The organism is Borreliella japonica (genome assembly GCF_900099615.1).
Taxonomy (GTDB): Bacteria; Spirochaetota; Spirochaetia; order Borreliales; family Borreliaceae; genus Borreliella; species Borreliella japonica.
On sequence record NZ_FMTE01000002.1, the window covers coordinates 364,765 to 380,149 of the forward strand.

Sequence of the window (15,385 nt, forward strand, 5' to 3'; positions counted from 1 at the left end):
TTAACTGTAGAGGGCATTAGAATTTCCTAAAATTCTAATGCCCTCTACAGTTAAATAAATATTAAAAATAAAATCTATCTCAATTAATGGCAAAAGTAGACTCGCATTACCCCCAGTAATTATCAAATTGAATTCTTTTTTATACATCCTTTTAATATCGCGATAAACACCTTCTATTAAATACTTATATTGATAAAATAAACCGCTGTTTACGCTTCCAGATGTAGTTTTCTCTAAAAGATTACTTGGGGTGCTAATGGGAAACCTCTTCAAAAGATAGGCATTATCTAATAAAGAATTAAAATTTATCAAAGGACCAGAATTAATAAGACCACCAAGTATTCCATCATGCCTACTAATGGCAAAAATGGTACAAGCTGTTCCAAGATCCACTACCAAAACATTTTCCAATGAATAATTTTCAATAGCCGCAACAAGATTGGCAAAAACGTCTGAACCTAATAAAAATTTACCACTTTTGTAGGGATTAAATGTTAAGTTATAATTTAAATCAAAGCTAATAAACAAGGATCTTATCTTAAAAAAAGAAAAAACGACCTTTTCAAATATTCCGTTAAGAACAGGAACAACACTACTTATAAAAATTTGATTTACATTAAAATCAAAATTTTCTTCAAAAAAACCATAAACCTCATCATAACTTAACATAAGATTTGTTTTCATTTTAATAAATAAATTAACTTTATTATCTTCAAATAAGGCAAAAGCAATACTAGTATTTCCAATATCAATTATCAATTCTGATAATAAAAGCTTATTCATAAATATTTATTTTTTTAGCAATTTTGTCAAATCTTAACAAAAGATTAAAAGTCTTATTTTGTTTAGCCGTTGCTTTGATAACCAAAATTTTACTCAAGGGGTAATACTTCCAACCATTAGAATATATATAAAACTTATAATCTGTAAACCAATCAATTTCTCTAAATCTAACCAAAGTTGGATTTAATATATTTCCAAAAAATATATAGCTTGAATAATTAATCTCTTGATCAAAATTAACCACAACCTTGGTATCGGTAATTTCACGATTTAAAATCCTAGACGCAGTATATATCCATCTGATAGATCCATGGCCAGAAATGAAGATAAATTGAGGCATATATTGATTATCAATAATATCAGAATAATAGCTTTCATAAGGAATTACTTTGACATAATCACTTATTAAAAAATAATAAATCAAATTAAATGAAAGCTTTAATATTAAATCATCTCTCAAATAAGATGCTATTTTTTTAAGAACCCCAGAAATCTTTAACGCATGCTCAACAACATCAGATGAATTAATATTATTATTCAAAATATACACTCTTCCTTCATCTGTAACACCAAATAAAGTAAATACAAATTTATAAAGCTCCTTTTTAAAACTTAAATAAACAAAATCATCATTGCTAATCTTAAGAAAAGTAAGATAATTAGAAAGAATATTGTAAGTTTGACTAAAATCAAAATTAGAACTTAATATTTTTTTAGAATCTTTGAGAAGATTTAAAGCATCATTTAATTTAGAATCGTTTTCAGATAAAGCAATTTTTTCCAAAAGACACGGATCTTCCTTTAAATAAACTATAAGTCTTTCTTTCTCAAGAGAATCAATAAAAGTTTTATTTCTTGATAAATAAGAAAAAAATTTATCGATTTGATCTGAATTAGCATAATAACATAAACTTAAATAAGTAAGTTTATGTTCATTTTTAACCAACAAAGAATCCAATTTTAAAAATATTGATTCGTGATTTCCTCTCATTAAAGATTCTGCTAAAAAACAAACCATTAAATTTTCATCAAAGTCAAAAGCATCATATTTAAGCCAACCCCCCTTTGAAACATTAAAATTAGCAGGATTGTTCCAATAATCATAAGCACTTTGTCTAAAATTATTTAGAGTATCATTAAAAGTTTTATTATCCACCTCTTTAATTTTTGAATACATAACAGAATGATCTAATACCTTACTTTGATTGTTTTCTATACTGGAATTTGAAATATTTTTCTTTAATGAATCAATATAAATAGCATTGCCAATTTTAAATGTTGCTTGAGGAGAAATTAAAATATCTTTTTCTCTTATCTTTACATTTTCTCCTAAAAAGACTTTATATTCCAAACTCTCTCCTTGTCTTATTGAAACAGAAGACTTATCTAATAGAACTTCATGTCGGTCTTCAACTTCATAGCTTAGCAAAAAGCTCTTAGAGAGATTTGATTCAATACTAAAATTATTTTCTGAATCAAGCAAAAATCCCAGAAAAATATTTTTCTCAAAATAAACATAAATACCTGAGTCTTGCACTTTATAAGAGACAGGCAACAGATTTAATCCTGTTTCTAAAACAACAAGTGGATTAAGTTTGGACAAAAGTATCCTAAGTCCCCTAACATTAACGACAATATCATTTAAAACATATTCACTATTTTTAACTTTATTATTTACTTCTAATTTTATATCTTTTAAAAAAAATACATTTAAGTTTAAATTCCTAAATTGCAGAAAAATAACAACAAATAATATTAAAACACCAAGCAATAAATTAAAAGCTCCTGACCTTAAAAACCCTTTCATATGATGATTCTAATCATAAAAAATCAAAATATCAATATTGATTGCATAAAAACAAAAAAAATAATAACATTATAGGTTAGTTGATTGGTTAGTCGAATAGGAGTAAAAAATATGAAAATTCCTAAAAATTATATTCCGGGAACAAATCCCTACAAGTCTCTACCTAAAAAACCTGTTATTGAAAACAAGAAAAAAATTACTAAAAAACAAGAACAAATTAATTCAGAAATTATGAAATCGCAAGAGCGTATTTTAAAGTTATATATGAGACGCCTGCAAAAAAAAGATCAAATAACTCTTCAAAATTTTATTCTAGAAGGACATAGGGTTGGTTCCAAAATTTTCAATAATTTGCCAAAAACACTAAAAGAAATAATAGCTTTAATGAATATAGAATCTTTAAAAGTGCTTAAAAAAAATACAAAAAATCCAATTAAAATGCTTTACATAAAATTTTCAAGCTGGACCTTAAACAAGCTAATCAAGACACTCTACATTGAATCTAACACCAATAAAACTGCAAAAAATAAATAATTATTTTCAAATATCTTACTTATTAAATCTTTTATTAGCGACTTTTCTTACAATGTCTATTGTTGATTTATTATCTGAATAAATAAAAAAATCTTTCAAGGACCATCTTTTATTGTTACTAGGCTCTAAAATATACATTGAATCTAAGATATCTAATGTCATTTTATTGCCACAATAAAATTCACCAACCATGCCCAATTTATTTCCAATAGCCAAACATGCTGCAATATCCCAAAGTCCCACAAAAGAAAAATAGGCCTTATAAGAACCTGTAAAAAGTTTAGCAAAAGAATAAACACAAGAGCCATTAATATGAACATGAGAAGAAATATTAAGATCAAATGACCTTATAATAGGCTTTGAAATTGCAAGCAAACTGTGATTATTATAATATTCAGAATTAGTAAAAATAAACTTATTAAAATCTTTTCTTAAAGGATAGCTACCAATGTTTTTTTTAGCATAAAATACACTATCTTTAAAAGTAATAAAAAACTCTCCGCTTAAAGGAAGAGAAATAGCTCCTTCAATAATTTTGCCACCACTAGCACAAGCCAGCGATATTCCATATGAAGGAAGACCTGCAGCAAAAGAAGAAGTTCCGTCAATCGGATCAATAATAAAAGTACTCTCTGACAATAGCGCATCTTTGATATACTCTTCTTCATAAGTAGATATTGTCTCTTCTCCAAGCACAAAATTACCGGGCTTTTTGATTTCTTTAGATAAAAATTGCTCAATTTGCTTATCAACCTGAGTTACAATAGACCCATCAGGTTTAAAATCTAAACTTAATTTAGCACAACCACTTAATGCAAGCCTAGTTGACTCATTTAACAAAAATATAATTTTTTCAAAATCCCAATCCATTTTTGTCTCTACTCTTTTATTAAGAATAAATTCTAAAATTGAAAAAACATCTCTACAAGCATTATGCTTTGACAAATTCAAAATTTTTTCATAAAGAACCTCTAAAACAAAATGCTCTAAATTATAATGGCTCTTGCTAAAGAGAATATAAAAATCATAAATATCTATACTAACATTTTTTTCTTCTCAATTTCATAAACTCTATAAATAGCAAAAATTGAGAAAATTTACCAAACACAAACTCTTTTCCCTAATAAACATACATAGTTACCAATTTCAATAACAATGCTCTGATTCAAATTTAAAAATCCCATAACACAATATAATACACATATCACTTATAAATTAAATAAATACTCATTAACATAATTTAATACTTCAAAAGGATTTATATTCTTACTAGCTGTCATAACATAAAGATTAATAATATTGACACACTAATAACAAAAAAGCATATCCATGCCATAAATAGATATTTCGCCTATTAGATAAATTTCAAATTAGTTATTATTTATACAATAATAACTAAAAATTTCTCATCTACTTTATCTAAAGATGTAAAAATTCAATTTGAACTTAAAAAAGCTGTTTTTCAATTTTTTGGCAAGTAAAATTTAAACATAATACCAACTAGATTTAATTATATTACTCTTAAGACAATTTCTGCTCTTAAATAATAGTTTTAAATACTTTTGTTATTAATCCTTATAACTAGCTTTTTTTTATTAATAAAATTTAAAAAAAAGGAATTTAAAAAATTAAACCTCGCCCATAATTTCAAACCATATTATTTAAAATAGGAATTGAAAGTTCAAAGCCAAAGGTTTTTTTAGAAACTTTAACTATAGGAACTCCTTGTCTTCTTTTATATTCACTTTTAAAATAAAGATTTAAAACTTTATCAACCGTACCTTTTTCAAAATGAAGATAAATTGAATCTACAGATTCATTACCAAGCAAATATCTATTTAAAATAACATCAAGAACCTCATATTTTGGAAGATAATCACTATCTTTTTGGTTAAACCTTAATTCAGCCGAAGGCTCCTTTAAAATAATATTAACAGGAATAATGTATTGATCAAACTTTTCATTAATATACTTAGCAAGATCATAAACCTCCGTCTTAAAAAGATCTCCTATCAAAGCAAGTCCCCCACAAGTATCCCCATAAAGGGTACAATAACCAACTGCAATCTCACTTTTATTGCCAGTATTTAAAAGCAAAGAATTTTGAGAATTGCTATAAGACATTAATATAAGCCCTCTTAACCTAGCTTGTAAATTTTCTCCAGTAATACCTTCAACATCAAAGTACTCTTCAAAAAATCTACTGCTTACATCAAACAAGTCTTTTATTGGCATTTCAATCAATTTAAAACCTAATTTTTTAGAAAGCTCTCTAGCATCAGAAATAGAATCTGATGCTGAAAATTTACTAGGCATAGAAATTCCAACAACATTCTCAGCGCCCAAAGCAAAACATGCAAGACACGCAACAAGAGCAGAATCAATACCCCCAGATAACCCCAAATGCACCTTAGAAAATCCCGAAAAATAAATATATTCTCTCAAAACAAAAGATATTGCTAAAATAATTCTTTCAAAAAGCTCATTACATGTATCAAATTTTAAATCTTGAAATGCATCATTAGATATAAAATCAAATTCAAATCCTTTTGCTTGCTTTACCTTACCAAAATTATTAATAAAAAAGCTACACCCATCATAAACTGCAGAATCTTCAGCTCCATAAAAATTTGAATAAACAACATTCAGGTTGTTCTCAACAGCAACTCTTTCAAAGAATTTTAACCTAAGATTATTTTTGTCCTTAGTGAAATAAGATTTAGACGGTATTATTAAATACTGAGCCTGCTTTAAATCCTCACCAAATTTAGAATTCAATCCTTTAAACAGTAAAGCATCCTCAAAATTTAATACAGCAAATACTTTATTCTTATAACTAAAAAACCCGGGTAAATTGCATTGTGATACACTTAGAATCACTTTATGATTACTAATAACAGAAACAACATCTACAAATTTGCCGCCCTTGTAAACACTATGGCCAAAAACAATCAAAGTACTATCATTAACCTGTTCTCTCATAAATTCAATGAACTTACATATATTTTGAGAATATTTAGAACACTCAAACAAATCGCTATACTTAATTTTGCTTAAAAACATAGAAGGAAAAACTAAAACTTCTGATCCCCTAAGCAAGGCTTCATCATAATTAATTTTAAAATCGGCAATACACTTATCAAAATCTAAAAATCTATATTTAGTTTGAGCAATGCTTATTTTCATAGGTAAATAATAAGCAATAACACATTAAATTACAACAAAACATTTAATAACTTTGCAAAAATTAATACTCATCCACACTCTAATAATACCTTAAAAATTAAGAGTATCTATAAATGCACTAAAAACAAACAAAATCTAAAAATGGTATTAAAAATATTCTGATAAATAAAAAATTAAAATTTTTTATTTTGACAAAAAAATACACACCAACATCTTGCTAAATAACAATATGTATCAATACAACACTATTACTGCAAGCTTAAGAAAAATATATATCTTGCAAATGATCAAAATGAGTCATTTTTACTAAATTTTAAGAAAGAAAAAAATTTGTAAAATATTTTTTTTAAAGATAAAATGCTTTATCAAAGGAGGAAACATGGAAAAAAAAGAAAGTAAAAACGAAACCGAAAAAACCAACAAACAAGATAACAAAAATACAAAATCTCAAAAAAAAGAAAACTTGGATTTGGCAAATTCTGATAAAAAAATTACCGAACTTGAAAATGAAATCTCCAATCTTAAAGATTTGTATTTAAGAAAACAAGCAGAATTCGAAAACTTCAGAAAAAGATTAGAAAAAGAAAAAGACAATTTTGTTAAATTTGCAAATGAAACCATAATGAAAGATGTCGTTAATTTCCTTGATAACCTAGAACGGGCTATTAACTCTTCAAAAAAATCTAAAGATTTTGACAGCCTATTAACAGGAATCAGCATGATTGAAAATGAAATACTATCAATCTTTGATAAAAAATATAATTTAAAAAAATTTGGAGAAAGCGGAGAAAATTTTGATCCAAGTCGTCATGAAGCAATAAGCATTGAAGAGAAAGAAGATCTTAAAAATCCAGAAATAGTAGAAGTATACCAAAAAGGATATTGCTACAACGAGAGAATATTAAGAACAGCTAAAGTTAAAGTTGCTCAAAGTAAAAATTAATTAGAAAAGAGGAGGTTTATAATATGGGCAAAATAATAGGTATCGACCTGGGAACAACAAATTCATGCGTAGCTATAATGGAGCATGGAAAACCAGTTGTAATACAAAATTCAGAAGGAGGAAGAACTACTCCGTCTATTGTTGCATACACAAATAAAGGCGAAAGGCTTGTAGGACAAGTTGCAAAAAACCAAATGGTTACAAACCCTGAAAACACAATTTATTCTATTAAAAGATTCATGGGAAGAAGATTTGAAGAGGTTGCAAGCGAAATAAAAATGGTTCCTTATAAAATAGAAAAGGGACTAAATGGCGATGCAAGAGTAAACATTTCCAATATAAAAAAGCAAATGTCACCACCTGAGATCTCAGCAGCAACTCTTACAAAAATGAAAGAAACAGCAGAAGCTTACTTAGGTGAAAAAGTTACAGAAGCTGTAATTACAGTTCCTGCTTACTTTAACGATGCTCAAAGACAAGCTACAAAAGATGCTGGCAAAATAGCGGGTCTTGAAGTAAAAAGAATCGTTAACGAACCAACTGCCGCTGCTCTTGCTTATGGGATTGAAAAAAAACACGAAGAGATTGTTGCTGTTTACGACCTTGGTGGAGGAACATTTGACATTTCAATACTGGAGCTTGGAGATGGTGTTTTTGAAGTAAAGTCAACCAATGGAGACACACATCTTGGAGGTGACAATTTTGACGACGAGATAATAAAGCATTTAATTTCAGAATTCAAAAAAGAAAGCGCTATTGATTTGTCAAACGACAAAATGGCCCTTCAAAGACTCAAAGAGGCAGCTGAAAAAGCTAAAATAGAGCTATCAGGCTCTCAAGAGGCTTCTATAAATCTTCCATTTATTACAGCAGATGCAAACGGCCCAAAACACTTACAATACACTCTAACAAGAGCAAAATTCGAACAAATGGTAGACCATTTAGTTCAAAAAACAAAAGAACCATGCCTTAAAGCTATTAAAGATGCAGGGCTTAAAGCTTCTGACATTAATGAAGTAATACTTGTAGGCGGATCAACAAGAATTCCTGCTATTCAAAAAATTGTAAAAGATATATTCGGACAAGATCCCAACAAAGGAGTAAATCCAGATGAAGCTGTAGCAATTGGGGCTGCTATTCAGGGTGGTATTTTAACCGGAGAAACTAAAGACATGGTACTTCTTGACGTTACTCCGCTCTCACTAGGAATAGAAACACTAGGTGGTGTAATGACCAAACTTATTGAGCGAAACACTACAATTCCTACAAAAAAAAGTCAAGTATTCTCAACAGCTGCTGACAATCAAACCTCTGTTGATATCAAAGTCCTTCAAGGTGAACGTGAAATGGCAGCACAAAATAGAATACTTGGTAATTTTATACTTGATGGAATACCAGCAGCACCAAGAGGAGTACCTCAAATTGAAGTTAGTTTTGACATTGATGCTAATGGAATAGTTCATGTGTCTGCAAAAGATATAGGAACAGGCAAAGAACAAAAAATTAGAATTGAATCATCATCGGGGCTCTCTGAATCAGAAATAGAACGCATGGTAAAAGATGCAGAAGCTCATGCAGAAGAAGATAAAAAATTAAAAGAAAATATTGAAACAAAAAATACAGCTAATTCTTTAATTTATCAAACAGAAAAATCATTAAAAGAATATTCTGAAAAAATTTCAAGCGAAGACAAAGAAGCTATTGAAAATAAAATAAAAGAATTAAAAGAAAGTCTTGAAAAAGAAGACATTTCACTTATAAAATCTAGAACAGAAGAACTTCAAAAAGCTTCTTACAAGATAGCTGAAATGATGTATAAAGATTCTTCCCAACAAAATGCAAGCAACCAACAAGAAAATGCTACTCAAAACAATACAAGCGAAGAGGGAAAAGAAGCTGATTACGAAGTTGTTGACGAGGATAAAAAATAGTGAAAAAAGATTATTATGAAATTTTGGGGCTCTCAAAAGGAGCCTCAAAAGATGAAATAAAAAAAGCTTATAGAAAATTAGCAATTAAATATCACCCTGACAGAAATCAAGGAAATGAAGAGGCCGCTTCTATCTTTAAAGAAGCTACTCAAGCTTATGAAATTTTAATAGATGATAATAAAAAAGCCAAATACGACAGATTTGGACATTCCGCTTTTGAAGGAGGAGGATTTGAAGGATTTTCAAGTGGATTTAGTGGATTTTCAGACATCTTTGAAGATTTTGGCGATATTTTTGATTCATTTTTCACTGGGAACAAAGGACAAGAAAAAAATAGAAAACATTCAAAAGGCGAAGACTTAGGATATAACATAGAAATATCTCTTGAAAATGCATACTTTGGTTACAAAAATGATATAAACATAACAAGACAAATACTCTGCCATTCTTGTATTGGAAAAAAATCCGAAAAAGGTACAAGTCCTTCGATATGCAACATGTGTAACGGCAGCGGAAGAGTAGTACAAGGCGGAGGATTCTTCAGAGTTACAACAACATGTTCTAAATGCTACGGCACAGGTAAAATAATATCAAACCCTTGTAAATCTTGTAAGGGAAAAGGAAGTATTGCAAAACAAGAAGCTATTCAATTAAACATTCCTTCAGGTATTGATAATAACCAACAAATAAAAATGAAAGGCAAAGGGAATGTTAATCCAGACAACCAAGAATATGGTGATCTTTATGTAAAAATATTGATAAGATCTCATAAAATATTTAAAAGAAATGGAAAAGATCTCTACGCAATGCTTCCAGTAAGCTTTACTCAAGCAGCCCTTGGAAAAGAAGTAATAATAAAAACAATCGCTTCAAAAGAGATTAAAATACAAATTCCAAAAGGAATAGAAAATGAAGAGCAAATTTTAATTAAAAACGCAGGAATGCCAATTCTTCAAACTGAAAAATTTGGAAATTTGATATTAATCACCAAAATAAAAACACCTAAAAATTTAAATTCCAATGCTATCAAACTTTTTGAAAACTTGAGCAAAGAATTAAGAGATGGTGATGAAATAGATTTACTCAAAGTATAATATGTACATAACTCATGCCAATTCAATAATTGAAAGTATAAAAAACAATAAAGGATTTGAACTTTATATATCAAAAAAAAGTTCAAAAACTAAAGAAATTGAAAAACTGGCTAAAACACACAATATAAAAATAATAAGAATAAGCATAAATGAACTTGACAAAATTCTTAAAAACAAAGATCACAGGGGATTTGCATTAAAATTAAAACTTGAAAAAATTAAAAATGTAAAAACACAAGCTAAAGATTTTGAAGACTTGCTAGAAGCATTTAAAAAAAAAGAAAATGCTTTCATTTTACTTCTAGACGAAATAGAAGACCCCCAAAACTTTGGAGCAATTCTTAGAACAGCAGAACAGTTTAGTATAGATCTTGTAATTACTACTCAAAAACGTAGCGCAAAAAACAATTTGACAGTTTTGCGCACTAGCTCTGGCGCAAGTCAGTATGTAAAAAAAATAACAGTGACTAATATAAACAACACAATAAATTTTTTAAAAAAACATGGCTTTTGGATATACACAGGTGACGTTAAAGGACAAGATATAAACAAAATTAAAATAAACGACAAAAAAATTGCACTCATTTTAGGAAATGAAGGAAAAGGCGTGCACAAGCTAATAAAAGAAAATTCTGATTTTTTAATAAGGATCCCGACTAGTGGTAAAATAGACTCGCTTAATGTTTCTGTATCCACGGGTATTTTAATCTTTGAAATCAAAAGACAATTAAATTTACTCTAAAAGATTAAGTAAATAAAAACTTTATTTAAAAGCAAAAAAACATCTAAATAAACTATTTTAAAAAATTTCCCAACTCAACAGACGCAATAAACCCTTCAGCAGCGGCAGTAATGGCCTGAGCATAAAGTTTATTACTAACATCTCCACACGAAAAAACACCTTCAACACTTGTTTTAACAACATCTTTAGTTACAATAAACCCTTCTTCATCTAAATCCAAAAATCCTTTTAAAAATTCTGTATTCGGCTTATAGCCAACAGCCATAAATACAGCATTTACTTCCAATTCATGAACAACATTATCTTTTTTATTAAAAATTTTAACCAAAGAAACAAAAGATTTGCCATTTACTTCTATGGCTTCTGAATTATACAAAATTTCAATATTCGGCAACTTTGCAACACTATCTCTTAACATAGCAATAGCTCTAAGATAATCTTTCCTTACAATAATATAAACCTTATCCGCTAATCTGCTTAAATAAATTGATTCTGAAAGAGAAGTATTCCCTCCACCAATTACTGCAACCCTTTTCCCTTTAAAAAGATGTCCATCACAAATAGCACAAACCGAAATACCCCTATTCCAAAATAAATCTGAATTTTTAAGAGTTTCAAGTTTTTTGGGTTTTGATCCCACAGCAATAATAACAGCTCTACTTTTATAAATATAATTTTCTGTATAAAGGTAAAAAATGCTATTTTCTCTTTTTATAGAAAAAACAGTTTCGGAAAAAGTTTTAGCTCCAAGATTTACTACTTGCTCTCTCATATTCAACATCAAATCTCTGCCACTTATTCCATTCTTAAAGCCGGGATAATTATAAACTTCTGTGGTTGTGGTAAGCTGTCCTCCGGGTTCAGGACCTTCTAAAATAGTAGCCTTATAATTACTCATAACAGAATAAATCCCAGCCGTTAATCCAGCAGGACCAGATCCTACAATTATCACATCTTCAATAAATTCTATCTCTTTTTGAGATAATTTTTTTCTTTTGGTCAGATTTACATCAATGGTTTCGAATTCTAACATATCTAAACTTCAAGCCTCTCTTAAAGATTTTAATACAAATCTTAGCATTGCTAAAATCAATATTAAATACTTAAAATCGACTCATAAGTTTATTGACATTAACTTCAAAAACAGAACATGGAACAAGAATGCCAAAATTATTTAAAACATAAGGCGAAATTTCCCCAAAACTACCTATATTAAAGCCTTCAATCAAAATATCCGCCCCCCTACCATTAATATAAAAAGTGGTTTTTGATTCTCTTAAATTAATCTCAATATTTAAATAATAAAAAAGCGTTGCAACAATTGAATTAATTTCATTAAAAGAAATTTCTTTACCAGCCATTAAAAAAGCTAAATTAGTAAAAGTACTTGTTCCTTCAATAGTATCCAAATTCTTTAAAGCTACTTTACCAACCTCAAAAATTTTATGCGGATAAGGAAAATTAGAACTAACACTTTCTGATTTTAATAAATTAGGAATTATTGATGCCCTAATATATTCATAATTCTCTGTCATTGGATTAGATACTTTTAAAAAATTTTGATCATCAATATTCATTCTATCAATAAAATCTTTCTTAGAGCCCATGTAATTATAAATCATCTCTTGAAATCCCATACCCACCATTAAATTTCTAACATCTCTTGAAAACTCTTCTAAATCGCTAAGCCTCCCCACTGCAAAGGCCTTAGGAAGCTCTGGATAAAAACTTGCAAGACCTTCCCCTATCATTACATCTTCAATTATGTCAACCTCATGAAGAAAGTCGTTTCTATAAAAAGGCGGAATAATATAATTTTTAAAATCCCTAGAATAAGAATTTACTCCCATTTTTTTTAAACTAAGGCAAATACGTTCTAATGTTAAATTGCTTCCAAGCAGTCTATTGACATTTTTCACATTAAACTCTACTTCCTCTTGAAAATAATAAGGGCATACTAATTCTTCAAAATCTAAACCGAAAGGCTCTCTAAACACAGTTTTTACAGGCAAAATTTCAAAACCCATATCATAAAAATCACAAGCTACTACAGACAACGCTAACAAAGCTGCTTCAAAATCAACACCCGTAACCTCAACAAATAAATCAGTATCACCAACCTTTAAAGATCCAATATTCTTAGAATTAATTATTGGGGGGTAAGAGACTACGTTATTATTACAATCTAATAATAGCGGATACTTATCAAAATTTTTAATAATGTAAGAATATTCCAATCCTTTGGGATGCTTTTCATTTATTTCTAAAAGAGAAAGCTCACAATCCATTCCCAAGGGAACAAACTTATGATTAGGAGATGAAGCAACATAACTTATTGGAAATTCAATAAAATTAGAATTATACATCCCCATTGCAACTCTTTTTCTCTTTTGACCATAACTTTGACAAAGTTTTTCTTGAAATTGAATTAGTGCCTCAAGCATTCTATCATTGGCAATCAATCCTTTTGCTAAAAATCCAAAAATAAACGGTCTAATTTGAGACATTTTAGTATCGACTAAAATTTCACCATAGAACTTTTTAAAATCTCCTTTTTTTGAAAAAAAATCATAACAGGGCATTTCTCCAAAAAAATAGGTTTTTATTTGACGCGCAAGTCCGGTATAAGACCACAAATCTGGTCTATTTGTATCATTAAATTCTATTTTGATTTTTCCTGAACTTTCATCAAACCCATCAAATTCCGCTTTAAATGGTTCGAGTAATTCTGAAATCTCTAAATTTGTAAAATTTTTTCCTATTTTATCTAAAAAAAGATTTTTGTAAATTTCTACCTTTGGCATTTTATCTTTCCTCGCCTTAAAATAACATCACCAATATCATAAGTAAAAAGATCTCTCAAATCATTTAAACCCAAGTGCATTAAAGCCATTCTATCTATTCCAATCCCCCAAGCAATAACAGGAAGATCAATACCTAAAGGCTTTGTAACTTCTGGTCTAAAAATTCCACTTCCTCCAAGTTCAAACCATCCAAGAACAGGATGTTTTATATGCATTTCAATCGAAGGTTCGGTAAAGGGAAAATATGCAGGAACATATTTAACTTCTGTAGCGCCTGCAAGCTCTTTAGCAAAAATTTCAAGAAGGCCTAGTAAAGTTTTAATGCTAACACTATCCTCAATAACAATCCCCTCAGTTTGATAAAAATCAACTCCGTGAGTTGCGTCTACTTGATCATATCTAAAACATCTAATAACTCCAAAATACCTGCTTGGATTTTTGGCATTAATTAATTGTTTTGCAGAAAGAACGGTGCCCTGAGTTCTTAAAACCAATCTCTTGGAAAGATCTTCGCTAAAGCTATATCTCCAACCTCTTGAGCCTGTTGAATATCCTGCTTCATGGACTGATTTTACATTAGAAAAATAAGGTTCGGGCAAAGATTTTTGAATACTGGGATCTGAAATGTAATAGGCATCCTTAATGTCACGAGATGGATGAAACTGAGGCATAAAAAGAGCATCGTTGTTGAAAAATTCTGTTTCTACTAAAGGACCATCAAACTCTTGAAAACCAAGACCTACTAATTTGTCTTTAATTTTAGAAATATAATCTAAATAAGAATTAAACCGCCCAATAAAAGTTTTAGCTGATGGAATATGAATATTGTAAGCTCTAAATTTTTTATTCTCATACGTTTTATTTTTTAAAATTTCGGGAGTAAGCTTAGTAAGCTCATCTCCTGTTAATTTACTTTTCATTAAAAAATTTTTCACTTCCAACCCAAAACCAGATAATCTAAACCTTAAATCAAGTTTTTCTATTATTTTAAAAAATACAGAATCTGCTCCTTTTTTCTTAGCAAAATTTGATATTAATAAAAGTTCTTCGGTTGTCAAGCTTTCTCTAAGAAGATCGGCACTTTTTGCTCTTTCTAACAAGACACGTATTTTTTGATAATTAGCCTCCAAGCCGTCTAAACAATTTATAATAATCTGATTATTTAAACCAAGAGAAATAATACCCTCTTTTAATAAATTGCCAAATGCTTTTCTCACTTCTTTAACATCAAGATCAAGCTCTAAGGCTAAATTTGAAGCCAACACTGCCTTTTGAGATACTAGATTTATTATTTTTTCCTCAACAAATCCAGCTTTTAAAACGCTAAGGCCTCTTTCTGTTGCTTTATAAAATACATTTAATTTCCTATAAATTTCTTCAATAATCTTTTTGGAACTCAACCATTCAATCGTTTTATTTGCTTGACCTTCATTAAACCCTAATTTTTCAATAATAATTGAAGCAGAAATATTATCCCCTTCTTCATTATTTAAAATTACCTTTATCTCAAGAGGATGTAATGTTTTTATTAAATTTAAATCTGCCTTCATAAATATAACCT

12 protein-coding genes are annotated in these 15,385 nt (G+C 28.9%); 5 read left to right on the top strand and 7 right to left on the bottom strand.

The window, feature by feature from the left end; genetic code table 11:
- Entirely contained in the window at nt 1-783 is a 783-nt protein-coding gene (locus tag BLO14_RS01655; RefSeq protein ID WP_091972079.1) for a type III pantothenate kinase, read from the bottom strand.
- Nucleotides 776-2,590 carry a hypothetical protein gene (locus BLO14_RS01660; RefSeq protein WP_091972081.1) on the bottom strand — a complete coding sequence of 605 codons (1,815 nt, stop codon included), beginning with the start codon at nt 2,588-2,590 and terminating at the stop codon, nt 776-778. The genes BLO14_RS01655 and BLO14_RS01660 overlap by 8 nt, the downstream gene beginning before the upstream one ends.
- A gap of 111 nt (nt 2,591-2,701) precedes the next feature.
- Here BLO14_RS01660 and BLO14_RS01665 point away from each other — a divergent pair, with 111 nt between their 5' ends.
- Nucleotides 2,702-3,124, top strand: a complete 423-nt coding sequence (locus tag BLO14_RS01665) for a hypothetical protein (RefSeq protein WP_091972083.1) — start codon at nt 2,702-2,704, stop codon at nt 3,122-3,124.
- 15 nt (nt 3,125-3,139) lie between these two features.
- Here the strand turns inward: BLO14_RS01665 and BLO14_RS01670 are convergent, their stop codons facing one another.
- Both BLO14_RS01670 and nadE read right to left on the bottom strand, forming a co-directional pair.
- Nucleotides 3,140-3,994 (bottom strand): inositol monophosphatase family protein, encoded by an 855-nt coding sequence (locus BLO14_RS01670; RefSeq protein ID WP_091972300.1) that lies wholly within the window; start codon nt 3,992-3,994, stop codon nt 3,140-3,142.
- Between the two features lie 777 nt (nt 3,995-4,771).
- Nucleotides 4,772-6,310, bottom strand: coding sequence for an NAD(+) synthase (gene nadE, locus BLO14_RS01675; protein ID WP_091972085.1), 1,539 nt, complete (start codon nt 6,308-6,310; stop codon nt 4,772-4,774).
- Between the two features lie 379 nt (nt 6,311-6,689).
- Here nadE and grpE point away from each other — a divergent pair, with 379 nt between their 5' ends.
- The 4 genes from grpE to rlmB are packed head-to-tail and all read left to right on the top strand — an operon-like array spanning nt 6,690 to nt 11,020.
- The gene (gene grpE / locus BLO14_RS01680) at nt 6,690-7,253 is read left to right on the top strand and encodes a nucleotide exchange factor GrpE (protein WP_091972087.1); all 564 of its coding nucleotides are present in this window, start codon (nt 6,690-6,692) and stop codon (nt 7,251-7,253) included.
- A gap of 23 nt (nt 7,254-7,276) precedes the next feature.
- Nucleotides 7,277-9,184, top strand: coding sequence for a molecular chaperone DnaK (gene dnaK, locus BLO14_RS01685; RefSeq protein ID WP_091972089.1), 1,908 nt, complete (start codon nt 7,277-7,279; stop codon nt 9,182-9,184).
- Entirely contained in the window at nt 9,184-10,278 is a 1,095-nt protein-coding gene (gene dnaJ, locus BLO14_RS01690) for a molecular chaperone DnaJ (RefSeq protein ID WP_091972091.1), read from the top strand. The genes dnaK and dnaJ overlap by 1 nt, the downstream gene beginning before the upstream one ends.
- 1 nt (nt 10,279) lies before the next feature.
- Nucleotides 10,280-11,020, top strand: a complete 741-nt coding sequence (rlmB, locus tag BLO14_RS01695; protein ID WP_091972093.1) for a 23S rRNA (guanosine(2251)-2'-O)-methyltransferase RlmB — start codon at nt 10,280-10,282, stop codon at nt 11,018-11,020.
- Nucleotides 11,021-11,072: 52 nt separating this feature from the next.
- Here rlmB and trxB read toward each other — a convergent pair whose 3' ends face one another.
- The 3 genes from trxB to pheS all read right to left on the bottom strand — a co-directional run bounded on the left by trxB (nt 11,073) and on the right by pheS (nt 15,374).
- Nucleotides 11,073-12,053, bottom strand: coding sequence for a thioredoxin-disulfide reductase (gene trxB, locus BLO14_RS01700; protein WP_091972095.1), 981 nt, complete (start codon nt 12,051-12,053; stop codon nt 11,073-11,075).
- A gap of 70 nt (nt 12,054-12,123) precedes the next feature.
- A complete protein-coding gene (gene pheT, locus BLO14_RS01705; RefSeq protein WP_091972097.1) occupies nt 12,124-13,824 on the bottom strand; it encodes a phenylalanine--tRNA ligase subunit beta in 1,701 nt (566 codons plus the stop codon).
- Entirely contained in the window at nt 13,812-15,374 is a 1,563-nt protein-coding gene (pheS, locus tag BLO14_RS01710; protein WP_091972099.1) for a phenylalanine--tRNA ligase subunit alpha, read from the bottom strand. Before pheS ends, pheT begins: the two co-directional genes overlap by 13 nt.
- Nucleotides 15,375-15,385: the final 11 nt, after the last annotated feature.